Source organism: Mesorhizobium sp. WSM3860 (genome assembly GCF_002294995.1).
Classification (GTDB): Bacteria; Pseudomonadota; Alphaproteobacteria; order Rhizobiales; family Rhizobiaceae; genus Mesorhizobium.
This window is the reverse complement of the sequence record NZ_NSGF01000004.1, coordinates 181535-196287: the sequence shown is the minus strand read 5'-3', so window position 1 is coordinate 196287 and position 14753 is coordinate 181535. Positions and strand designations below refer to the sequence as shown.

Genomic DNA, 14753 nt, shown 5'->3' with positions numbered 1-14753 from the left:
CTAAGAAAAGGACCGTTGATGCTTGTGCGCAGCCTGCTGATGCTGGCTGTTCTGGGGATCGGCACCCTGACAGCACGGGCGTTGGAACCGGCCAGCTATCCGGAGCCGCCGGACTCCGTAGCTTTCACCGTTCAGAAGGACGGCAAGCAGATCCCGGTCACACTGCGGCAGCTGGAAAAGCTCGGCCTCCACAAGGTCATCACCACAAGTCCTTTCGAGCAAGGGCAACTGACGTTTGAAGGCGTGCTGTTCCGAGACGTGCTCAGGTCCGTGGGATTGGCAGATAGGGATTCCGTCACTCTAAGGGCCGCGGACGATTACGTGCAGGTCATTCCGCACGAAGATTGGACGGAAGGCCCTCTGCTTCTCGCGACGCGCCAGGACGGGGAGTTGCTCACTCGACGAACACAAGGTCCGACCCGCTTGGTCTATCCTCTCAAGGACTACCCCGCCTTCGACACGCCGATCCGCAAACCACGATGGATTTGGCTGATCAAGACGATCGAGTCCGACAACTGATCGGCTGGTAGGCCTCCATGGTGGGATCTCGACTGAGAGGCTGGCGAATTCCGCTTACCTACGGCAGTGCCATAGGGCTGGCGGCGATCGGTTCCGCCATTCTCATCGTCATGCTGTTTGTCAGTATCAGCAGGATCGAGTCTTCGCTGCCCCGGTTCGGGTTCTTCGCCATCCGCGAATTCCATATCGCCATACGCGACGTGACCCACCTGAGGGATATGATCTCGCTCGCCGAGGTCGCGCCCAACTCTCAGGCGAGCCTTGATCATCTGTCCGCTGCAAACGACCTGGTTTACATCCGCTTCAAGCGGATCGACGGCAGCGCAACGATCAGCGCAATTCCCGCTTATGCAGGCATCGTGCCGCGCGTGAACGACGCGGTAGCGCGGCTCGACGCCGTAATCGCGGCGGGGCTCCCGTTCGATCGGGAGCGCTTGAAGGAACTGGGTCTGGAACTCGAGCAGATCGTCGGCCGGATGAACGACGAGTACTACAAATACGGCGAGGACGTTAACGCCGATCTCTATGCGTCGGAAGTTAGCCTGAATCGGTTCAACTATCAGATAGCCTTTGCTCTGACGATCCTGTCGCTGCTGGCAATCGGGACGGCGGTTCTGTTCATCGGGCGCCGGGAAACGATAAAGAAGCTGGAATTTCTCGCCTGGCGCGACGCGACCACCGGACTGAAGAATCGTGCCTGGATGGCAGCCAACAGGGACGCCATGCTGGACCGGGCGAGGGAGACCGGCAAGCAGCTTCAGCTGCTCCTGATCGATCTCGACCATTTCAAGAGCGTGAACGACACCTTCGGCCATCACGTCGGAGATCTGCTGCTGAAGGCGGTTGCGGAGGTCCTTCAGTCGGTGGAGCGGCCCGGCGACGTTGCCGCCGTGCGATTGGGCGGAGACGAATTCGCCATCATGGCTATTGCCGATCGCAACGATCATGACGATTTGGGGCAACGTCTGCGCGAACGGCTGAACAGGTTCGCAGAGTTGGCGGGCCATCAGGTGCGCATTGGCGCCAGCATCGGCATGGCATGTTTCCCTCAGCACGGTTCCGACATTTCCACGTTGCTGCACAATGCCGATAATGCTCTCTATACGGCGAAGGCTGAAGGGCGGTCCGGTTTCGTGACATTTTCGCCCGCGATCCTCAGTCAGATCGACATGCAGCTCGGTGAAGAAGCGGCCATCAAGCGGGCCCTCAATTGCGACGAGTTCTTCCTGGTCTGGCAATCCCAGTTCGAGCTGGCGACCGGCCGCATGATCGGGGCCGAGGCGCTGATCCGCTGGCACGACCCGGTCTCGGGAGCGGTTCGTGCGCCGGCATCGTTCATTCCGATCGCGGAACGAAGTGAGCTGATACTGGAACTCGACAAGATGGTTCTGGGCAAGGCTTGCGAGCAAGCCGCCCGATGGATGCCTATTTCCACCGAGGAGTTCATCTGCTCGGTCAACGTCTCCGGAAGAAGCCTCCAGACCGATGCCTATCTGACGCATCTCACCGAGACGCTGCGGCAAACGGGGTTGCTGCCATCGCGTCTGCAGTTGGAGATCACTGAAGGGATATTCATCCAGAACAGCCGCAATGCCCTGGAGAGTATCGGCAAGATTAGAAGCCTCGGAGTGAGCCTGGCACTCGACGATTTTGGGTCAGGTTATGCGAGCTTCGGATACCTTGCCGATTTCGACCTGAACCAATTGAAAATCGATCGCTCGTTCCTCAGCGATCTGGCTTCCTCCACGAAGAAACAGAACGTGGTCCGAGGCATCATCGCGCTGGCCAATTCGCTAAGTCTGACCGTCGTCGCGGAAGGGGTGGAGAACGAAGCTCAACTCGACTTCCTGATCCACGAACACTGTCACGGCGCACAAGGGTTCTTTATGTCGGAGCCTGTCGAGGCAAGGTTGATGACCAACTATCTCGTCGCAAGGCAGGGTGGCGCCAAAATAGATGGAAAAGTTCGGGCCGAGTCTCTTCGCTTAGGCCCACCCATGCTGCGGAAAGTCGCCAAGCAGGACCGGAAGACCGCCGATTAAATCAGGGCTCAGGCCTCGCCGGAAAGATCCCGCCGCGCCTTGTCCAGCTCCTCGGCGTAACGCCGCATCAGATGGCTTTCAGTGAGCAGGCCAAGCACTATGCGGTCGTCGAAATCCTCAACGACCGCCAGCTCTTCAGCGCCTGCACGCTGAAAGGTCTCGGCGGCCGACTGGACGTTCATCGACGGCACCAGAACCGCATCCTTGAACTGCGCGAGCGTCTGCACCGGAGTCTCGCCGTCCGAGAGGTCGCTGTGCAGTTCGGCCACGAGCAGCACGCCGGCGTAATGCCGGTCCCCTTCGACGGCGATGACGCGCTGCGCCGAGCCGAGCGGGATCGCCTTGCGGAACTCGGCCAAGGTGGTCGAGGCGTCGATGGTGCGGACGTCCTTGCGCATCATCGACCCGACATTGAGGCTGCGCATCCAGCCGACATCGTGGGCGCTGCGGATCGTCTCGCCGCGCAGATGGAAGCGCCAGGTCGAGAAGGAGTAGCCGAAGGTCTCGCGGACCAGGATGGCCGACATGATCGACGCTGCCAGCACCACGCCGGTGAGCGTCAGGTCCCGCGTCGATTCCAGCGCGAGAAAAGTCATGGTCAGTGGACCGCCGACCACACCGACGGCAAGCGAGGTCATGCCGACGACGGCGGCGACCGCCGGATCGAGCGCGGTTGAGGGCGCGGCCATCGCCATGACGCCGGCAAAGACCTTGCCGAGGAGCGCCCCCAGGAACAGCGAGGCGAAGAACAGACCGCCGCGGAAACCGGAGCCGAGCGAGATTGCCGAGGCAGCAAGCTTCAGCACGAAAACGCCGGCCACCACGGGAAGCGCGTAGTTCATGGCGAACTCGCGGTGGAGTGCGCCGTGTCCGCTGGACAGCACCTGCGGCGTGACCAGCCCGAGCAGCCCGACAACGATGCCGCCGATGAAAGGTCTGACGGAAGCGTCGATCGCCAGCCGCACAAAGACGCGCTCGATAAGGCTTACCAGATGCATGATTGCGATGGACGCCGACCCGCCGAGCAGTCCCAGCAGCAGGAACGGCACATACTGGCTGGCGGTCAGCGTCGGCAGGCCGGAAAGTTCCAGCGGAAACGGCACACCGCCGAACATCTCAGCCGTCAGCGAGGCAGCGATCGCCGCCGTCATGACCGGCGCCACATTGGCCACCGAGTAGATGCCGATGACCAATTCGAAGCCGTAGAAGGCACCTGTCAACGGCGCGTCGAAAGCGGCAGCGATCGCGCCGGCGGCGCCGCAGCCGACCAGGATGCGCACGTCATTGCGGCGCAGCCGGAAGGCGCGCGCCAGCCGCGAGGCGATGCCGGAACCAACCTGCGTATAGCCGGCTTCCAGACCGACCGAGGCGCCGAAGCCGGTGGAGATCATGGTCTGGCCGACGATAATGAACGTATCGGTGAGCGACATGCGCCCACCGTAGAGCGCGTTGGCTTCGATCGGGTCGACAGGCGTTCTGAACTTCCGCCTTCTCAGCCAGATCACCGAAAGGCCGAGCAGCAGTCCCCCGATCGCCGGAAACATCGCCTGCGCCGGACTGGCCAGCGAAAACATCGCCGAAAGCCGCCCGCCCGGCTGCACGTCAAAGAGCAGGAAGTGCATGGCCTGCACCAGCGCGCTCATGCCGGTGACCAGGGCGCCCGCGATCATGCCGACCATCCCCGCCATCAGCACGATGACGATGCCGCGCGCCTCGAGCACGGGGATGGAATTGATCAGCACCGCCCGAAGCCGGCGGGCGTAGACTTGCGGTTCGTTTCTGGCAGGCAACGGAGCGGCTCGCCGGTATGCGGAGGATGGATGCTGCCGCGCCTGATACGCGCGACGGCATGGAGTGGCAACCGCAATGGCGACCGCTTGTGGCGCCATTTTGGCGTTGCGTTCGATTAGCGACGGTTGGGCCGGCTACCCTCGCTGCGAGAATGGGAAAATGTCACTGATCGAAGATGGTCAGCCGCCCGCAATCGTTCCTTCGTCTGCCTCACACGGCCAGGCGGAAGTCGGGCCGCCAGCCGAGTTCGCTGCCGGCCTTGTCGGTCGCGACATGGCTGTTAGGCTCGGCGATGTTGAAGGCGCCTGGCGCGCCGCGCTCGAGGGCAAGCAGCGCCGCATAAGCGGCGGCATCGACATGCACGGCCGGATCGGCCGCGATCTCAGCTCCGGTGCCGGGGCCATAGAGATGCCCATAGCGCAGCACGATGCCTGTCATGCTCGAGCCTTCGAGAACCTGCCGTTCGAGCGCGATCACGCCGCCGACGCTGATGCCGCGGCCGCCTTCGGCGCCGCTGTCGAGCGGATCGGTTTCGGCGTGCGGCTCGGGTCCGGGCGCATAGGCCCAGGCGATGCTTTGCGCGATCAGGCGGTAGACGCCGGCCGATTTCGCGGCCTCGACCAAATTGTGGGTCCCCTCGCCGCGGACGAGCGCGTTTCCGATGATCGCCTCGCCCATCTTGTTGGGATCGAGTCCGGCCGGCAGGTCGGTAAGCTGATGGATCACGACCTCTGGTTTCACCGCGGCGACCGCCGCAAGCAGGCGGCCGGCATCGAATACATCGATCACCACCGGGCTGGCGCCGATCGCGCGGAGCTCCTCGGCCTTCTCGGCCCGACGCGTTGTCGCTGCTACCCGATGGCCGGCACCGACCAGTTGCGGGATCAGGCGGCGGCCGATCGCGCCGGAACCACCGGCAAGAAAGATACGATGGCCCATCGTCTTCCATTCCACCTTGCGATAATATCAGAGTTCGAACAACATATAAGAGCTCTTACATCATGCGCAAGCAGAAACCGGAAATTCCGGCCCCCGGCAAAGGCAAGCGCGGCGAGGAAGGCTACCTCGGCTACCTGCTGCGACAGGCCGCCGGCGCTTACAGGCTGCGGGTGGAGCGGGCGCTGGATGAGTTCGGCGTGACGCAGCCGCAATTCGCGACGCTGACCATGCTGTCGGCCTATCCAGGCATCTCCAATGCCGACCTCGCCCGGCTCGCGGTGCTGACGCCGCAGACGGTGAGCGTGATCGTCGGCAATCTGGAAAGGGCCGGTTCCCTGGTCCGCAAGCCGCATGCGGTGCATGGGCGCATCCAGCACCTCGACCTCAGCGACAGCGGCCGCGCCTTGCTGAAGAAATGTCGCCAGCGGGTGCAGCGGCTTGAACGCGAGCTGACCGCCGGACTTTCGGCCAACGAAGAGCGCGCCGTCCGGCGTTGGCTCGTCGCCGTCGCGACGGCGGACGCGGTCGGCTAGGTTGCAATACCCTCGCCCGCTTCATAGAGCGTCAGCTTCCGATCCCCGATGCCGAGCTCCGCCCAGTTCGCGCGCCATTCGGCTATATGCGTTGACTTGAAATGCGCGTCGAGCGCCGCGCGATCCCGCCAGGCTTCCGAAACATGGATCAGGCCGGGATCGAGAACATCCTGCGCATAGGAATATTCGAGGCAGCCGGCTTCGGCGCGACTCGCTGAAATCATGCGTTCCATCGCTGGCTTTGCCTGCTCGAGCTTGTCGGCTGGCAGTCGAATCGTGCCGATGATGAGGATCATGCGCCTTTTCCTTTCGCCAGCCGGCTGAAGTCCCGTAGTCCCTCTCCCACCTTCGCGCAAGCTTGACCGGTTACGGTCAGGGGCCTGCCTTTGCGCTGGGCAAATCTGGATTCGAGGACGATATGGCGATCAGCGAAACAATCCCGTCCGGCTTGGCGGCCAAGAACGGCCGCGACGTTTTCTTCGCGCTCGGCATCGTCGTCATCCTGGCGGTGCTGTTCCTGCCGATCCCGGCCTTTCTCATCGATATCGGCCTTGCGTTCTCGATCGCGCTCTCTGTGCTGATCCTGATGGTGGCGCTATGGATCCAGCGGCCGCTGGATTTCTCCTCCTTCCCGACAGTGCTGCTCATCGCCACGATGCTCAGGCTCTCGCTCAACATCGCCACCACGCGCATGATCCTGTCGCGCGGCAATGAGGGCACGCATGCCGCCGGTTACGTCATCTCGGGCTTCTCGAAGCTGGTGATGTCGAGCGACTTCGTCATCGGCCTCATTGTCTTCATGATCCTGATCGTGGTGAACTTCATCGTCATCACCAAGGGCGCCACCCGCATCGCCGAAGTCGGTGCGCGCTTCACCCTCGACGCCATCCCCGGCAAGCAGATGTCGATCGACGCCGACCTTTCCGCCGGAATGATCGACGAGAAGACCGCGCAGCTTCGCCGCCGCGAGTTAGAAGAGGAATCCTCCTTCTTCGGCTCGATGGACGGCGCCTCGAAATTCGTGCGCGGCGACGCGATCGCCGGCCTCATCATCACCGCCATCAACATCGTCGGCGGCATCGCCATCGGCTATCTGCGCCACGGCATGGGCCTCGGCCAAGCTGCCGACGTCTTCATCAAGCTGTCGGTAGGCGACGGCCTCGTCACCCAGATTCCGGCGCTCATCGTCTCGCTCGCCGCCGGCATGCTCGTCTCCAAGGGCGGCACGCGGGGCTCCGCCAACCAGGCTGTGTTCGGCCAGCTCGGCGCGCATCCCCGCGCGCTCTACGTCGCGGCCTCGCTGCTCGTCATCCTCGGCCTTATGCCCGGTCTGCCGCTATTCCCGTTCTTCTCCCTTGCCGGCGCCATGGCCGGCCTCGGCTACGTCATCCCGCTGCGCCACAACCGCGCGCTGGCCGCGGCCGAAGCGCAGAAGAACAAGGAGAAGGCCGACAAGGCCGAGGAGGAGAAGAATTCGGTCAAGGCCTCGCTTGCCACCGCCGAGATCGAGCTGCTGATCGGCAAGCAGCTCTCGACCAGGCTGCTGGTCGCGCATCAGGAACTGGTGTTCCGCATGTCGAAGATGCGCAAGAAATTCGCCCAGCAATATGGGTTCGTGGTGCCGGAGGTACGCGTCGCCGACGACTTCGCCATCCCGCCGAAGAGCTATCAAATCAAGGTCCACGGCACCGTCGTTGCCGAATACCAGATGCGCGTCGGCGAAATCATGGTGCTGCTCGGCACCCGCGGCGTGCCCGATATCCCCGGTGAGGAGATCCGCGAGCCCGCATTCGGCATGCGCGCCTATTCCGTGCTGGAAACCTTCGCCGAAGATCTCAAGCGCGAGAACTACACCTTTGCCGACAACATGTCGGTGCTGCTCACCCACCTCTCCGAGGTCATCCGCAACAACCTGCCGCAGCTTCTGTCCTACAAGGACATGAAAGCGCTGCTCGAGCGCCTCGATCCCGAGTACCGCAAGCTCGCCGACGAGATCTGCACCTCGCACATCTCCTATCCCGGCCTGCAGGCCGTGCTGAAGCTGCTGCTTGCCGAGCGCGTCTCGATCCGCAACCTGCACCTGATTATCGAGGCCATCGCCGAGATCGCGCCGCATGTGCGCCGCACCGAGCAGATCGTCGAGCATGTCCGCATCCGCATGGCGCAGCAGATCTGCGGCGATCTCTCCGAGGGCGGCATGCTCAAGGTGCTGCGCCTCGGCAACCGCTGGGACCTCGCTTTCCACCAGAGCCTCAAGCGCGACGCCAAGGGCGAGGTGCGCGAGTTCGACATCGATCCGCGCCAGCTCGAGGAATTCGGCCAGGACGCCACCAAGGCGATCCGCAAGCATCTCGAAGCCGGCGAACGCTTCGTGCTGGTCACCGCGCCGGACGCGCGGCCTTATGTGCGCATGATCATCGAGCGGCTCTTCACCACGCTGCCGGTGCTCAGCCACGTCGAGATCGCCAAGGGCGTCGAGATCAAGGTGCTCGGAACGATCTCGTGAACGCGCTCTCGCAAGGCGTCGTCATCGCCGCCTTCCTCGCCTTCTGCCGCATCGGCGCCTGTTTCATGCTGATGCCCGGCCTGTCGAGCGCCCGCGTGCCTCTCCAGGTCCGGCTGTTCGTGTCGATCGCCGCCACCGGCGGCCTGCTCGCCTTCCTCTGGGACCGCATCTATCCCTATGTCGACCCGCGTCCGCAGGTGCTGGCGCCGATGATCGTTTCCGAGCTTCTGGTCGGCGGGCTGATCGGCGCCATGACCAGGCTCTATATGGAAGCGCTGCGTTTCATGGGCTCGGCCATCGCCATGATGATCGGCTATGGCGGCTCAGGCGGCCCGGCGATCGAGGAGCCGGAGCCGCAGGCGGCGCTCGCCGCCATCATCTCGTTCTCGGCGCTGCTCCTGCTTTTCGTCTTCGACTTCGACCACGAGATCGTGCGCGCGCTGGTCGCCTCCTACACGGTTGCTCCGGTCAACGTGTTCTTCAACCCGCAGGCGGCGCTCGTCGACGTCACCGACACGGTGTCGGACGCCTTCTTCCTGGTCATCCGGCTCGGCAGTCCCTTCGTGGCCTACGCCATTCTGGTCAATTTGACGATCGGCTTCGTCAACAAACTGACGCCGCAGATACCGGTCTATTTCATCTCGTTGCCCTTCGTCATCGCCGGCGGGCTGATCATCTTCTACTTTGCCATCGGCACCTTGCTGTCGTTGTTCGTCGACGGCTTTGTCGACCTGACGCTTGCGAGGTAGCCCGATGACCTCGCGCAAGGACAGACTGAAGAAGCTGGTCAAGGTGCAGGAGCAATTGAAGGCGCTGCACGAAACCCGTCACGCCGGCTTCCTCTCCGCGGCCGCGACCGCCGAATCGGAAGCGAAGGACCTCATCGGGCATTTCGATGCCGGCAGCTCGCTGGCCGGCCTGTTCCCGGAGCTTTATCATCGCCGCATCGCGAACGCGCTCGGCCGACAAAAACAGAATCTTGAGAACGCCCGGGAGGAAGCGGCGCTGATCGCCGCCGCGACCGCGCGCACCAACATGGTCGAGCGCGCTTACGAGGACGTTCGCCGCCGCGACGAGCGCGAACGCTCCGACCGCGAGCGGCTGGACATCATTGCCCAAAAGCGGGGACATGACTAGGGCAATGCAGGACAAGCGTGAAACGGTTGGGCTTGGCGACTTTGCCGTAGCCTTCCGTCCGCACTTGCGTCAAACAAGGAGATAGAGCGGTGGATCCGCCGCGCGGCGAAGGCTGTCAGGTGCCGGTCGCCGTCGTGCCGATCGACTTGGCGGCTCCGATCCGCTCCCAGCGCCTGCCATTCCCCTGCGCCTGCCGGGCGAAATAGTTGTAGGGAGTGTTGGACCAATCACGGACCGCGCTGGTGAGGTTGTCGAGCACCAGGTCGCCCTCGTTGGTGCGCACCGTCAGCACAGTGTGTCCCTCGCCGTGATGGCTTGCCACGGTCAACAGCAGCGCCGATGCCGGCCAACCGCGCTTCATCAGTTCAAGTTTCTTCAGGATCGCGATATCCTCGCAATCGCCGGACACGGTCGGCACGCGCCAATCGTCGGCCTTGCCGACGACGGCTCGATCGCTGAGCTCGGCAATGCGTGAATTGACCGAACGGTTGACCTCGTTCAATTGCGCGCTGAGCTGAGGCCGCAGGGCGACGACCTTTGTTCCGCCGGCCGTGCTGCAGAGGCTGGGTTGGCGGCTGCAGAACGAATAGAAGGCAGGCGGTGCGAACGCCTTGCCTTTGGTTTGCATTGCCGTTCCGGCCTGAGCGGCAAATGGGCTGGCAACCGACAGCAGAAATGCGATCAGCGCAACATGGCTCTTCACGATCAACGTCTCCAATGCGTGGTCACGAGCATGAGGGGGCGGGGTTAATCAGTCGTTTTCAAACCCCGAATTGCGCCGGCGGCAGGGCAACGCCGTTAACATATTAATACCTACTAAAATAGGATTTGAGCTTGCGCGAAGCTACGGAACCGATCGCGTACCTCCTGAGGAGGAGCGCGCGGACCGAACCGCCGAGGGCTTGGCTTCAGCTGCGCTCACCCGGCTCCGATCTGCTTTCGATGCAAATACCACGTGCCCGCTGCGGGCTATGGCCAGGGGATCTGGGGCCATTGACGGCAAAGTCGGCCATCAAAGTCGACGACGTGACTCCCAGGCGGCGGGCGCGCCCGCCGCTTGGGAGCGGACTGCACCTTCACCTCACTGTCCCCGCAAGCCTGCCACAAGCTTGTTGCGTCATTGTGCAACGGACAAAACCCGGCAAAAGGCAGTGCTTTCTTGGCGATTTCACCTCCCAGCGACATCGTGATGGACGTCGCCCGCGCGGCGGAGCCGGCCGATGTCGAGGCCGCGCGCGCAGCACTCGCGAGGCGGGCCGGCGCCGCCGGGGGGACCTTCTCGATCGACCAGACTGCCTCGGTCGATGCCGGCTCGGTGCTCTCGCGCGCCGCTGCCGACAAGGCCGAGGCGGCAAATCCAGCTAAAAAGTTCCAACGCTTCGAGGCGATGGTGCTGACCACTTTCATCCAGAACATGATGCCCAAGGACACCGAAGGCGTTTACGGCAAGGGTCTGGCCGGCGACATGTGGAAATCGCAGCTTGCCGAAAAGGTAGCCGATGTCATGGCCGCGCATGGTGGCATCGGCATCGCGAGATCGATGCTTGCGGACCATTATCTGGACGGCAAACACAAGGTGCCGGTCGGGCCCGTTGGGGGCGGACCGGAGAAGGCCGAGATCGACCAGCAGACCAGGCTTTCGACTTCCCTGGTCGACGAGCTCGAACGTAAGGCCGCCCGGTCGATGACCGGTGACGACACAACCATAAAAACGGACATCAAGATCTAGGGACCTACATGGCCGACCGAACGGACATTTCCAACCTGCCTGCACGGACCACCGCCGCGGAAGCACCGATCGCATCTGCACGGCCCGGCAACCTCGCCGCCATCATTGGCCGCATCGAGGAGGCGGTAGATGAGGAGACGGCGGGTATCCGCAGCGGCACCAGCTACGACCTCAAGGCCTCGAATGCCCGCAAAAGCCGCTATCTCTACGAACTGACCCGCGCGCTCAAGGGCGCCAATGAGATCGAGTTCCTTGAGCAGCATCGCGAGGGACTGGCGCGGCTGCGCCAGAAGCTGGCAAAGAACGAGGCGGCTATCCTTGCTCATCTCACTGCCGTCAACGAGGTCGCCACGCTGTTGAAGAACGCCATCCAGCGCGCCGATGCCGACGGCACCTACTCGGCAGGCGAATTCGGATACGCCCGGGCTTGACTGAGATGACTACGGAGCAAGGTAGGATCCGGTGATCAAGTTCCTCGCCGCAGCGCTTTGGATCTGCGCCGTAACGCTCGGCGCGGTGTTTTATTCCTTCCAGGCGGCTGGCGAGCGCGGCGTCGGTGAGCCTCCGAAGCCGATGCTGGGCGGTCTCGACTACGTCAAGACCGACATCATTTCGGTGCCGCTCATCCGCGATGCCAAGATCGACGGCTACTTCCTGACCAAGCTCGTGTACACGGTGGAACCGGATCAGATAAAGAAACTGTCGATCCCGGCGCCGGCGATCATCACCGATCAGGTCTATTCCTACCTCTATTCCAATCCGCAGATCGATTTCACCAAGAAAGAGACGATCGATCTCGATGCTTTCCGCAAGGCGATCCGCGATACCGTCAACGCCCGCGTCGGCGTCGAGCTGGTGCACGACGTGCTGATCGACCAGGTCAACTTCCTGTCCAAGGACGAAATCCGCGACAACGCCATCCGCCGCCGCAAGACTGCCGGCGAGACCGCGCACGCGATGACCAAGCCATTCCAGCCGGAGCATTGATCGGCTCTGGATCGACTTGGCGCGCTACGGGTTCACATGCTCGTCTGGTGATGCGACATGCCGCATGGCCGCCGCGTTGACGTAAACGTCAACCCGAAGCTATATGCGCCGGTGGCTGTCGCCGCGCTGCTGCGCGACACGGCGCCTCGCCCAGCGGCCAAGGCCGGTGCGCGTCAAACGCAACCAAACGAGGAGAACCGCCATGGGCGTTCAGGAGATTGCCGACCAGATCAGGTCGCGCGTGGCAAGCGCCGGCTTCGAGCATTCTGTCAAGTTCGACACCGGCAGCGACGGTGTTATCGTTATCGACGGCGCGACCGTCTCGACCGCCGATGCCCCGACCGACTGCACGATCAAGCTGTCGCTCGACGATCTCGATTCGCTGATCGCCGGCGACCTCAACCCGACCATGGCCTTCATGGCCGGCAAGCTGAAGGTCGAGGGCGACATGACGGTCGCCATGGCGCTCAGCCAGTTGCTCGGCTGATTGGCGTCGAGAGGCAATTACCACGCGATGCGGCGCCGCGCTTCTTTGAAACGCGCGACGCCGCGACTGCGCCCTCTCCGCCGCGTTCAGGCCACGAAGTCCAAGGCCTTGACCTTGCGGCCGGCGGCCTTGATCGTGCCCGCGGCCCCGTCGAGCGAGCCGTCCTTCAGTTCGAGCGCCAGCAGGCGGTGCCGCTCATAGGGCCCAGGCATGGCGAGCGAGCCGGTGCGGTCGGCCGAAAAACCGAACCGCCCGTAATAGGGCGCATCGCCGACCAGCAGGATCGCGCCGTGGCCGAGCCGCGCGGCCTCGCCGATCGCGTGCCACATCAGCGCCGAGCCGATGCCGCCGCTCTTGAGGCCTGGCTCCACTGCCAGCGGTCCGAGCAGGAGCGCTGCCGGACCGCCCTCGCCCAGCGTCACGTCCCACAGCCGAACCGTGCCGACGACCGCGCCCGACGCGCCGAGCGCGACAAAGGCCAGGCCTTCCGACGGCCGGCGGCCACGCCGCAGTTTCTCGGACGACTTCTTCCGGCGTTTCGGCCCCATTGCGCGGTCGAGCAGCGCTTCGCGCGCCTGCATATCGCCGACGCCTTCGGCAACGATGACGAAGGCCGGCGCAATCTCCCCCCTGGAGGGGGAGACCCGGCGCGCGGCGCCCTCAATGATGAAATCTGCAAAGTCCATTTCCGCGATCCTTCACGAGCGGAGATCTGTTCCACAAGCGAGCCCGGGCGGGCGATCTCGCCCACGCCGGTTGATCTGAAGGCTGGCGCCTTCAGATCACGTAGGATCGGAGCGGCTCGAAGCCGTTGAAGGCGACCGACGAATAGGTGGTCGTATAGGCGCCGGTACCTTCGATCAGCACCTCATCGCCGATGGTGAGCGACAGAGGCAGGGGATAAGGCGCCTTCTCGTAGAGCACATCGGCCGAATCGCAGGTCGGGCCGGCGAGGACGCAGGGCGCGGTCTCCGAGCCGTCGCGCGGCGTCACGATCGGATAGCGGATCGCCTCGTCCATGGTCTCGGCGAGACCGCCGAACTTGCCGATGTCGAGGAACACCCAGCGCACATTGTCATTGTCGGCCTTCTTCGAGATCAGCACGACTTCCGACTTGATGACGCCGGCATTGCCGACCATGCCGCGGCCCGGCTCGATGATCGTTTCGGGCAGCGCGTTGCCGAAATGCCTGCGCAGCGCCGAGAAGATCGCCTGGCCATAGGCCTGCGCCGCCGGCACGTCCTTCAGGTAACGGGTCGGGAAACCGCCGCCCATGTTGACCATCTTCAAGACGATGCCTTCCTCGGCGAGCGTGGCGAACACCTTCTTGGCGTCGCCCAGCGCACGGTCCCAGGCCGAGAGATCGGTCTGCTGCGAGCCGACATGGAACGACACGCCATAGGCGTCGAGGCCGAGGCTCTTGGCATGACGCAGCACGTCGACGGCCATCGCCGGCACGCAGCCGAACTTGCGCGACAGCGGCCATTCGGCACCCTCGCCGTCGGTCAGCACGCGGCAGAACACGCGCGAGCCCGGGGCGGCGCGGGCGATCTTCTCGACCTCCTCGACGCAATCCACCGCGTAGAGGCGGATGCCGAGCTGGTAGGCGCGCGCAATGTCGCGCTCCTTCTTGATGGTGTTGCCGAAGGAAATGCGATCCGCCGGCGCGCCGGCATCCATCGCCATCTCGACCTCGGCAACCGATGCGGTGTCGAAGGACGAGCCCATCGCAGCAAGCAGGCGCAGGATCTCCGGCGCCGGGTTTGCTTTCACCGCATAGTAGATCTTGGAATCGGGCAACGCCTTCTCGAAGGCGCGGAAATTGTCGCGCACGACATCGAGGTCGACGACGAGGCAGGGGCCATTCGGACGTCGGGTGGCGAGAAAGTCAAGAATGCGCTGGGTGGCCATCGAGGTCTCTCCATCTGCGCCTTTCGGCGCGCACAAAGGCTGCGGGACGCGGGCGCTCAGCCTCGCGAACTCGCGGTGGACAAAGGCGGGACGGAAAATCCATGGAACCAGCCGGTGGAGACCCCGGAACCACGGAACGCCGTCTCGCGGCGGTGAACCTGGCCTTGCCCGG

At 63.7% G+C, this 14753-nt stretch carries 16 protein-coding genes; 10 read left to right on the top strand and 6 right to left on the bottom strand.

Annotated features, from left to right (window positions below; all coding sequences use genetic code 11):
• The first annotated feature begins 18 nt into the window (after positions 1-18).
• Both CK220_RS09785 and CK220_RS09780 read left to right on the top strand, forming a co-directional pair.
• Entirely contained in the window at positions 19-519 is a 501-nt protein-coding gene (locus CK220_RS09785; protein WP_176479039.1) for a molybdopterin-dependent oxidoreductase, read from the top strand.
• A 17-nt stretch (positions 520-536) separates the two neighbouring features.
• Positions 537-2561 carry a bifunctional diguanylate cyclase/phosphodiesterase gene (locus tag CK220_RS09780; protein ID WP_095811328.1) on the top strand — a complete coding sequence of 675 codons (2025 nt, stop codon included), beginning with the start codon at positions 537-539 and terminating at the stop codon, positions 2559-2561.
• 8 nt (positions 2562-2569) lie between these two features.
• On the opposite strand, the gene CK220_RS09775 is transcribed toward CK220_RS09780, so the two are convergent.
• Together CK220_RS09775 and CK220_RS09770 are read right to left on the bottom strand one after the other, a co-directional pair.
• The gene (locus CK220_RS09775; RefSeq protein ID WP_095811327.1) at positions 2570-4351 is read right to left on the bottom strand and encodes a chloride channel protein; all 1782 of its coding nucleotides are present in this window, start codon (positions 4349-4351) and stop codon (positions 2570-2572) included.
• 211 nt (positions 4352-4562) lie between these two features.
• Positions 4563-5291: an NAD(P)-dependent oxidoreductase gene (locus CK220_RS09770; protein ID WP_095811326.1), complete on the bottom strand. Its 729-nt coding sequence runs from the start codon at positions 5289-5291 to the stop codon at positions 4563-4565.
• Positions 5292-5353: 62 nt separating this feature from the next.
• On the opposite strand from CK220_RS09770, the gene CK220_RS09765 reads away from it, so the two are divergent.
• A complete protein-coding gene (locus CK220_RS09765) occupies positions 5354-5824 on the top strand; it encodes a MarR family transcriptional regulator (protein ID WP_095811325.1) in 471 nt (156 codons plus the stop codon).
• Here CK220_RS09765 and CK220_RS09760 read toward each other — a convergent pair.
• Positions 5821-6120, bottom strand: a complete 300-nt coding sequence (locus tag CK220_RS09760; RefSeq protein WP_095811324.1) for a putative quinol monooxygenase — start codon at positions 6118-6120, stop codon at positions 5821-5823. The two genes, CK220_RS09765 and CK220_RS09760, sit on opposite strands and share 4 nt — an antisense overlap.
• Positions 6121-6242: 122 nt before the next feature.
• On the opposite strand from CK220_RS09760, the gene flhA reads away from it, so the two are divergent.
• Genes flhA through CK220_RS09745 form a run of 3 tightly spaced genes read left to right on the top strand, consistent with a single transcriptional unit; the run spans position 6243 to position 9467 of the window.
• Positions 6243-8330: a flagellar biosynthesis protein FlhA gene (flhA, locus tag CK220_RS09755; protein WP_095811323.1), complete on the top strand. Its 2088-nt coding sequence runs from the start codon at positions 6243-6245 to the stop codon at positions 8328-8330.
• On the top strand, positions 8327-9079 hold the full coding sequence (fliR, locus tag CK220_RS09750; protein WP_095811322.1) for a flagellar biosynthetic protein FliR: 753 nt from the start codon (positions 8327-8329) through the stop codon (positions 9077-9079). Before flhA ends, fliR begins: the two co-directional genes overlap by 4 nt.
• Before the next feature lie 4 nt (positions 9080-9083).
• A complete protein-coding gene (locus CK220_RS09745; protein WP_095811321.1) occupies positions 9084-9467 on the top strand; it encodes a hypothetical protein in 384 nt (127 codons plus the stop codon).
• Between the two features lie 115 nt (positions 9468-9582).
• Here CK220_RS09745 and CK220_RS09740 read toward each other — a convergent pair whose 3' ends face one another.
• The gene (locus CK220_RS09740; RefSeq protein ID WP_095811483.1) at positions 9583-10170 is read right to left on the bottom strand and encodes a transglutaminase-like cysteine peptidase; all 588 of its coding nucleotides are present in this window, start codon (positions 10168-10170) and stop codon (positions 9583-9585) included.
• Positions 10171-10626: 456 nt separating this feature from the next.
• Between CK220_RS09740 and CK220_RS09735 the strand changes: the two genes are divergently transcribed.
• The 4 genes from CK220_RS09735 to CK220_RS09720 all read left to right on the top strand — a co-directional run bounded on the left by CK220_RS09735 (position 10627) and on the right by CK220_RS09720 (position 12670).
• Positions 10627-11196, top strand: coding sequence for a rod-binding protein (locus CK220_RS09735; protein ID WP_245429069.1), 570 nt, complete (start codon positions 10627-10629; stop codon positions 11194-11196).
• 8 nt (positions 11197-11204) lie between these two features.
• On the top strand, positions 11205-11627 hold the full coding sequence (locus CK220_RS09730) for a hypothetical protein (protein WP_095811319.1): 423 nt from the start codon (positions 11205-11207) through the stop codon (positions 11625-11627).
• A gap of 31 nt (positions 11628-11658) precedes the next feature.
• Positions 11659-12183, top strand: coding sequence for a hypothetical protein (locus CK220_RS09725; RefSeq protein ID WP_095811318.1), 525 nt, complete (start codon positions 11659-11661; stop codon positions 12181-12183).
• A 202-nt stretch (positions 12184-12385) separates the two neighbouring features.
• Positions 12386-12670 (top strand): SCP2 sterol-binding domain-containing protein, encoded by a 285-nt coding sequence (locus CK220_RS09720; protein WP_095811482.1) that lies wholly within the window; start codon positions 12386-12388, stop codon positions 12668-12670.
• An 86-nt stretch (positions 12671-12756) separates the two neighbouring features.
• Here the strand turns inward: CK220_RS09720 and CK220_RS09715 are convergent, their stop codons facing one another.
• Both CK220_RS09715 and odc2 read right to left on the bottom strand, forming a co-directional pair.
• Positions 12757-13251 (bottom strand): N-acetyltransferase, encoded by a 495-nt coding sequence (locus CK220_RS09715; RefSeq protein ID WP_245429085.1) that lies wholly within the window; start codon positions 13249-13251, stop codon positions 12757-12759.
• Between the two features lie 196 nt (positions 13252-13447).
• Entirely contained in the window at positions 13448-14581 is a 1134-nt protein-coding gene (gene odc2, locus CK220_RS09710; protein ID WP_095811316.1) for an ornithine/lysine decarboxylase, read from the bottom strand.
• Positions 14582-14753: the final 172 nt, after the last annotated feature.

Coding starts and splice junctions, on each gene's coding strand:
- odc2 (WP_095811316.1), bottom strand. CDS start 14,581: ATGGCCACCCAGCGCATTCTTGACTTTCTCGCCACCCGACGTCCGAAT.
- CK220_RS09780 (WP_095811328.1), top strand. CDS start 537: ATGGTGGGATCTCGACTGAGAGGCTGGCGAATTCCGCTTACCTACGGC.
- CK220_RS09760 (WP_095811324.1), bottom strand. CDS start 6,120: ATGATCCTCATCATCGGCACGATTCGACTGCCAGCCGACAAGCTCGAG.
- CK220_RS09715 (WP_245429085.1), bottom strand. CDS start 13,251: ATGCAGGCGCGCGAAGCGCTGCTCGACCGCGCAATGGGGCCGAAACGC.
- CK220_RS09765 (WP_095811325.1), top strand. CDS start 5,354: ATGCGCAAGCAGAAACCGGAAATTCCGGCCCCCGGCAAAGGCAAGCGC.
- CK220_RS09730 (WP_095811319.1), top strand. CDS start 11,205: ATGGCCGACCGAACGGACATTTCCAACCTGCCTGCACGGACCACCGCC.
- CK220_RS09720 (WP_095811482.1), top strand. CDS start 12,386: ATGGGCGTTCAGGAGATTGCCGACCAGATCAGGTCGCGCGTGGCAAGC.
- flhA (WP_095811323.1), top strand. CDS start 6,243: ATGGCGATCAGCGAAACAATCCCGTCCGGCTTGGCGGCCAAGAACGGC.
- CK220_RS09785 (WP_176479039.1), top strand. CDS start 19: ATGCTTGTGCGCAGCCTGCTGATGCTGGCTGTTCTGGGGATCGGCACC.
- CK220_RS09745 (WP_095811321.1), top strand. CDS start 9,084: ATGACCTCGCGCAAGGACAGACTGAAGAAGCTGGTCAAGGTGCAGGAG.
- CK220_RS09770 (WP_095811326.1), bottom strand. CDS start 5,291: ATGGGCCATCGTATCTTTCTTGCCGGTGGTTCCGGCGCGATCGGCCGC.